Below are 6,338 nucleotides of genomic sequence, written 5' to 3' on the forward strand. Positions count from 1 at the left end.
CATGGCGAAAGTTTATGCAACCGGTAAAAGAAAAACTGCCGTAGCGAAAGTCTGGCTAAAACCGGGCAGCGGTAAAATTTTAGTAAACGGACTTGATCTAAACACTTGGCTCGGCGGACACGAGGCTATAAAGCTAAAAGTAGTTCAACCTCTGCTTTTAACAAAGCAAGAGAGCTCTGTAGACGTAACTGCAACGACTCTAGGCGGCGGATACTCTGCTCAGGCTGAGGCGCTAAGACACGGCATATCAAGAGCATTGGCCCTATTTGACACCGACTTTAGAGCAACTCTAAAACCAAAAGGCCTACTAACTCGCGACTCACGCGTCGTCGAGCGTAAAAAATTCGGTAGAAGAAAAGCTAGAAGAAGCCCGCAGTTCTCTAAACGCTAATAGTTTTTGGGGTAGCGCGAATTTAAGGTGTGTTGATATTTGCGGTTGGTTTTTTATAAACTCGCAAATATCAAATGTTTAAACGAAATTTATAATTTTTGTGTTATCATTGAAACATACATTTCACTTGAAAGGATTTTCTATGAAAAAGATTGCTATTGCTTTAGTTGCTGCTACAGCTCTTTTTGCTGCTGATTCAGCTTACAAATATGAATTAACTCCAACCATCGGCGGAGTTCACCCTGAGGGCAACCTTGGAATGAACGATCAAGCTGCTATCGGTTTAAGACTCGGTAGAAACCTTGAGAATTTCTTCATCAACCAAGTAGAGCTAGGTTTTAGCCATGCAGATAAGGTTAGAGAGTATGGCGTAAAAGGCAAAGCTACTAGATATTTCGTAAATGCCATCAAAGATTTCGGTATCACTGACAATCTTTCACTTTATGGATTACTAGGTACTGGATATGAGGATGTTTCAAAAAGATTCGTTAAAAATGACGACGGCGGTTTCGGTCAATACGGTCTTGGCTTAAGATACCAAATTACTGACAACTTCGCATTGCGTGCTGAAGCTGTTGATGCTATCAAATTTAACCATGGAGACCACAACCTATTCTATACTCTAGGTTTTGCAGTAGGTTTTGCTCCTAAAAACGCTCCTGTAGTTGCAGAAGCTCCAAAAGTTGAGCCTGCTCCTGCTCCTGTTAGCCTTGATGATGACAATGACGGCGTTTTAAACGATGTCGATCAATGCCCAAATACACCGGCAGGCGTTGTAGTTGACGAGACTGGATGCGAGAAGGTAATCGTTCTTAGAGATATCGGCGTAAACTTCGCATTCGATAGCTACAAAATAACTCCAAAATATCTTGAGGAGATCAAAAAAGTAGCTAACTTTATGGGTGAAAATCCAGGCTACCGCGTAGTTCTAAGCGGACATACAGACAGCGTCGGCGCTGAGGCTTACAACCAAAAACTATCTGAAAAAAGAGCAAACGCAGTTGCTAAAGCTCTTGAAGAGCTTGGCGTAAGCGCAGACAAGATCACATCTATCGGATATGGCGAGCTTAAACCTATCGCTTCAAACAAAACAAAAGAAGGACGCGCTGAAAACAGACGCGTTGAAGCTAGATTTAACAAATAATTAGCCTAGCTTAATAATGCATGGACGAGATTAAATTTGAACTTATTTGGTCGTTAATCTCGTCCTATTCTTTAAAAATTTTAGGCTCTATCGCCATCTTGCTTATCGGCAAATGGTTAGTAGCTAAAATTTCAAATCTTATATCAAAATTAATCATTCCCTCTAGACTTGACGAAACTCTTTCGAGTTTTTTACTAAATATCATCAAAACGCTTCTCATGGCTTTCGTAATCATAGCCGCTATCGCAAATTTGGGCGTCGAGACCTCTATGTTTGTTGCTGCGCTAGGTGCTATCGGTCTTGCTATCGGTATGGCATTTAAGGATACTTTTTCAAACATCGGCGCAGGGTTTTTGATAATATTTTTTAGACCGTTTAAGCTCAAAGACTACATAGAAGTCGCAGGCGTTCAGGGCGCAGTCAAAGAAATCAATATGTTTAGCACTGTTTTGCGTACGACCGATCACAAAACCATCATTATCCCAAACGGACGCATTATAAGTAGCAATATAATAAACTTCTCAAAAGAGGGCACTAGGCGGGTTGAACTCGTATTTTCCATAGATTATAAAGACGATTTAAAGCTTGCAAAAGAGATTATTTTAAACCTAGCTGACGAAAACAAAAAGATCCTAAAAGAGCCAAAGCCATTCGTCGGCGTCGGAAGTTTGGGTGAAAATAGCGTAAATTTGACCGCCAGATTTTGGTGCGCGAGCAGTGATTTTTCAGATGTGCAGTTTGCTATGCTAGAAAGCATCAAGCTTGCATTTGACGCTAAAGGCATCTCTATACCGTCGCCGCAGCTTAGCATCCGCTATCAAGACAAAAGACAAGACGAGCAAATTTAATCACTCGGTTTTCTTGCATATTTTATACTTATTTGCTTGTATGGTTGATAGCTTAAATTTAGCCTGCAATTCCGTGCTGTTAAATTTGTGTAAAAATACATAACTATCATAAATTTGCCTGCAATATTTTAAACAGTATCCTTACATAAAAGTTAAATTTGACATCATGGTATTTTAAGAAAACCGTAATTTCAGTACCTAGCCTACAATAAGGTAAAACGAAATAAAAACCCATAATGATGAAAATTTGAAATTTTAAAAAGCCGACTTAAGGCAAATTTTAAAATACAAAAAGTAAAATCAAAGTTTACTAAAATGCAAATTTGACGCGAAAATGCCGCCAAATTTATGCTGTCACAATTAAAAAAACGAAAGAAGCAAGATGAAAAAAACCATACTTTTTGACCTAGACGGTACGCTTATCGACTCCACGCCCGCGATCCTTGACGGATTTGGCGCGGCGTTTCGCGCTCACGGTGAGCCTGCTCCGAAGCCCGAGGCGGTCAAGGCTCTAGTCGGCCATTCGCTTGACGTCATGTTTGCCGGACTTGGCGCGCCGACGCAGCTCGTGCCTGACTATATCGCCGTGTATAAGGCGCGTTATGAGCAGATTTTTTTGGAGCAAACATCGCTGCTCGAGGGCGCGGCGGGCGCGTTGGCGCTTGCTAGCGAGGTCGCGGACGTGGGCGTCGTGACGACGAAAACGTCGAAATTTTCGGTCATTTTGCTTGAGCATTTGGGCGTTATGAAATTTATCAAAACCGTGATCGGCAGAGACGACGTCATAAACCCAAAGCCCGACCCCGAGCCTATAAATAGGGCTCTTGAGCGCCTGGGCAATACAAGCGCGCAAGATAAGGCAAACGCCTTTATGGTCGGCGATACGACGATGGATCTGGAGGCGGCGAAGGGTGCCGGGATCGCTGGCGTCGGGCTAGTTTGCGGCTACGGCAAGGAGGCTGATTTGCGCGAGCATTCAAATTTGATCTTTAAAAACGCATTTGAGGCGGTTAAATTTATAGCGTAGAGGTAAGTTTGGTTTACTGCCGTGCCGTAAATTTAGAATTTAGTAGTGATCAAAATTTAAAGTCGGCTTGCCGGGAGACTGTTTTAGTGTTCGCTTGGGTTGTTAAATTCAATCATTCACAAAATGCAGCGATAAGTACGGTAAGCCAAATTTAAATCAAATTTGCCGCAAGAACCAGGGCAAAGAGGCAAATTTTGCCTTAACCAACACGCTTGCTTTTTTCTCAAAGTGCTCAAGCACATTGATTACATTTAAGATAAATACCGTCCATGATTTTTACCAATTAGTTGTTGCCCAAATAGCTGTAAAATAGCGACTAGGCGTCCGTGACCAAGATGGCTCGTATATAGCCGGTGGCGGCTCATTTTCCTGCTGTGCCGCCTAAACTCAATCCTATTTTGGGCGATGACGAAGCAACGCATCTGCTTGCCGCAAATTTGCTTTGTTTGAGATTTTCATTCGCTGTGGCATAAAAGTATAAGACGAAAATCGCGGCTAACGCGGATAAAAACCTTACGCACGGCTTCTTCGTTTTTAAAATTTATCGCTTAAATTTGAGTAGTTTTTAAAATCGGCCGCCAGGTCAAATTTGGGGCTTTAGATTATTAAATTTGAGCTTCTTTGAAAATGTAACTTAGCTGATTAATTAGATATTTTGGAAACTAGCTCTATAATAAAAGATTTTTAAAAATCGTAAGAAAATTTAAGGCGGAAAAATGGCTAAAATAATGAAAACTATGGACGGAAACGAGGCTGCGGCGCATGCGGCTTACGCATTTACGGAGGTTGCGGGCATCTACCCGATCACTCCTAGCTCGCCGATGGCTGATTACACCGATATGTGGGCGGCTCAGGGCAAGAAAAATCTATTCGGCATGCCGGTTAAAGTCGTCGAAATGCAAAGCGAGGGCGGGGCTGCGGGCACCGTACACGGCTCGCTGCAAGTAGGCGCGCTAACTACGACATACACGGCTTCGCAAGGGCTTTTGCTAAAAATCCCGAATATGTACAAAATCGCAGGCCAACTACTACCGGGCGTCATCCATGTGAGCGCGCGCTCTATCGCGGCTCAGGCGCTTTCTATCTTTGGCGATCATCAGGACATCTACGCCTGTCGCCAGACGGGATTTGCTATGCTGGCAAGCGGCTCCGTGCAAGAGGTCATGGATATCGCGGGCGTCGCGCATCTAGCGGCGATCAAAGGTCGCGTGCCGTTTTTGCACTTTTTCGACGGATTTCGCACGAGCCACGAGATACAAAAGGTCGAGGTGCTTGACTACGCGCACTTTGATAGGCTTCTTGACCGCGAGGCGCTGCAAAAATTTAGAGACGAGGCGCTAAGTCCCGAGAGCCCGAAAACTCGAGGCACTGCTCAAAACGACGACATTTATTTTCAGACGCGCGAGCTAGCTAACCGCTACTATGACGCGGTGCCTGATATCGTGGCCGAGTATCTAAAAGAAATTTCAAAAATCACGGGACGAGACTATCGTCCTTTTAATTATTACGGCGATCCGCACGCTACGCGCGTCGTAGTCGCGATGGGCTCCGTTACGCAAACCCTCGAAGAAGTCGTCGATCACCTGCGCGCAAAAGGCGAAAAAGTGGGCGTGCTAAAAGTGCATCTATACCGTCCGTTTAGCCTAAAATACCTCTTTGACGTGATGCCTGAGACGGTAGAAAAGATCGCCGTGCTAGACCGCACCAAAGAGCCCGGAAGCCTGGGCGAGCCGCTATATCTGGACGTCAAGGCTGCGTTTTACGGACGCAAAAATCAGCCCGTGATCGTGGGCGGCCGCTACGGTCTGAGCTCAAAAGACGTCGATCCAGCTCAGATGCTAGCCGTCTTTGAAAATCTAAATTTGAGTGAGCCAAAAAACGGCTTTACCGTCGGTATCGAGGACGACGTGACCTTCACCTCGCTAAAAGTCGGCGAGAAAATTTCGCTAAGCGACGCAAGCGTGAAAGAGTGCCTATTTTACGGCCTTGGCGCGGACGGTACCGTCGGAGCGAATAAAAACTCCATCAAAATCATCGGCGATAAAACCGATCTTTACGCGCAGGCGTATTTTGCCTACGACAGCAAAAAATCCGGCGGCTACACGCGCTCGCACCTGCGTTTCGGTAAAAACCCGATCCGCTCGACTTACCTTGTCTCAAATCCGCACTTCGTAGCCTGCTCGGTCGCGGCGTATCTTGAAATTTACGATGTCATAGACGGTATCCGCGAGGGCGGAACGTTCCTGCTAAACTCGATCTGGGACGCCGAGCAGACGGTCGCTAAACTGCCGAATAAAGTAAAGAAAATTTTGGCCGAGAAAAGAGTAAATTTCTACATCATCAACGCCACTAAGCTAGCTCGCGAGATCGGGCTAAAAAACCGCACGAACACCATCATGCAGTCGGCGTTTTTTAAACTTGCAGACATCATCCCGTTTGCCGACGCGCAAAAATACATGAAAGAGTACGCGCACAAAGCCTACGCCAAAAAGGGCGAAGCGATCGTGGAGATGAACTACAAGGCTATCGACATGGGCGCGGACGGGCTGGTTAAGGTCGCTGTCGACCCTAGCTGGGCAAATTTGACGGATGACGCGAGCGCGGAGGAAAAATACGTCGGCGACGAATTTATAGAAAAAATCGTCAAGCCTATCAACGCCGCCAGGGGCGATAGCTTGCCCGTTTCGGCCTTTGTGGGCTTTGAAGACGGACACTTTAAATCAGGCACCACGGCCTACGAAAAACGCGGTATCGGCGTGATGGTGCCTAAGTGGATCGAGGAAAACTGTATCCAGTGCAACCAGTGCGCCTTCGTCTGCCCGCACGCGGTGATCAGGCCGTTTCTAATCGATGAAAACGAGCTCGCCGCCGCTCCGCAAACCGTGCAAGATCACGTCCTAGACGCCAAAGGCAAAGAGGTAAAAGGGC

Annotated in this window: 5 protein-coding genes; all 5 read left to right on the plus strand. The window is 45.6% G+C overall.

Translation table 11 applies throughout. The features are described 5' to 3' along the window. Nucleotide 1 precedes the first annotated feature (1 nt). Nucleotides 2-391: a 30S ribosomal protein S9 gene (gene rpsI / locus ACTTJF_RS02560; protein ID WP_122866526.1), complete on the plus strand. Its 390-nt coding sequence runs from the start codon at nt 2-4 to the stop codon at nt 389-391. A gap of 142 nt (nt 392-533) precedes the next feature. Beyond that, nucleotides 534-1,535, plus strand: a complete 1,002-nt coding sequence (locus ACTTJF_RS02565) for an OmpA family protein (RefSeq protein ID WP_442550627.1) — start codon at nt 534-536, stop codon at nt 1,533-1,535. Nucleotides 1,536-1,555: 20 nt separating this feature from the next. Then, the gene (locus ACTTJF_RS02570) at nt 1,556-2,383 is read left to right on the plus strand and encodes a mechanosensitive ion channel family protein (protein ID WP_442550628.1); all 828 of its coding nucleotides are present in this window, start codon (nt 1,556-1,558) and stop codon (nt 2,381-2,383) included. 382 nt (nt 2,384-2,765) lie between these two features. Further along, nucleotides 2,766-3,410, plus strand: coding sequence for an HAD family hydrolase (locus ACTTJF_RS02575; protein ID WP_442550629.1), 645 nt, complete (start codon nt 2,766-2,768; stop codon nt 3,408-3,410). 716 nt (nt 3,411-4,126) lie between these two features. Beyond that, on the plus strand, nt 4,127-6,338 hold a 2,212-nt coding region (gene nifJ / locus ACTTJF_RS02580), incomplete at its 3' end, for a pyruvate:ferredoxin (flavodoxin) oxidoreductase (RefSeq protein ID WP_442550630.1).

The organism is Campylobacter sp. (assembly GCF_052170435.1).
GTDB lineage: Bacteria > Campylobacterota > Campylobacteria > Campylobacterales > Campylobacteraceae > Campylobacter_A.

Bases quoted from the DNA above. Each gene is read 5' to 3' on its own strand.
- rpsI (WP_122866526.1), top strand. From the start codon at position 2: ATGGCGAAAGTTTATGCAACCGGTAAAAGAAAAACTGCCGTAGCGAAA.
- ACTTJF_RS02565 (WP_442550627.1), top strand. From the start codon at position 534: ATGAAAAAGATTGCTATTGCTTTAGTTGCTGCTACAGCTCTTTTTGCT.
- ACTTJF_RS02570 (WP_442550628.1), top strand. From the start codon at position 1,556: ATGGACGAGATTAAATTTGAACTTATTTGGTCGTTAATCTCGTCCTAT.
- ACTTJF_RS02575 (WP_442550629.1), top strand. From the start codon at position 2,766: ATGAAAAAAACCATACTTTTTGACCTAGACGGTACGCTTATCGACTCC.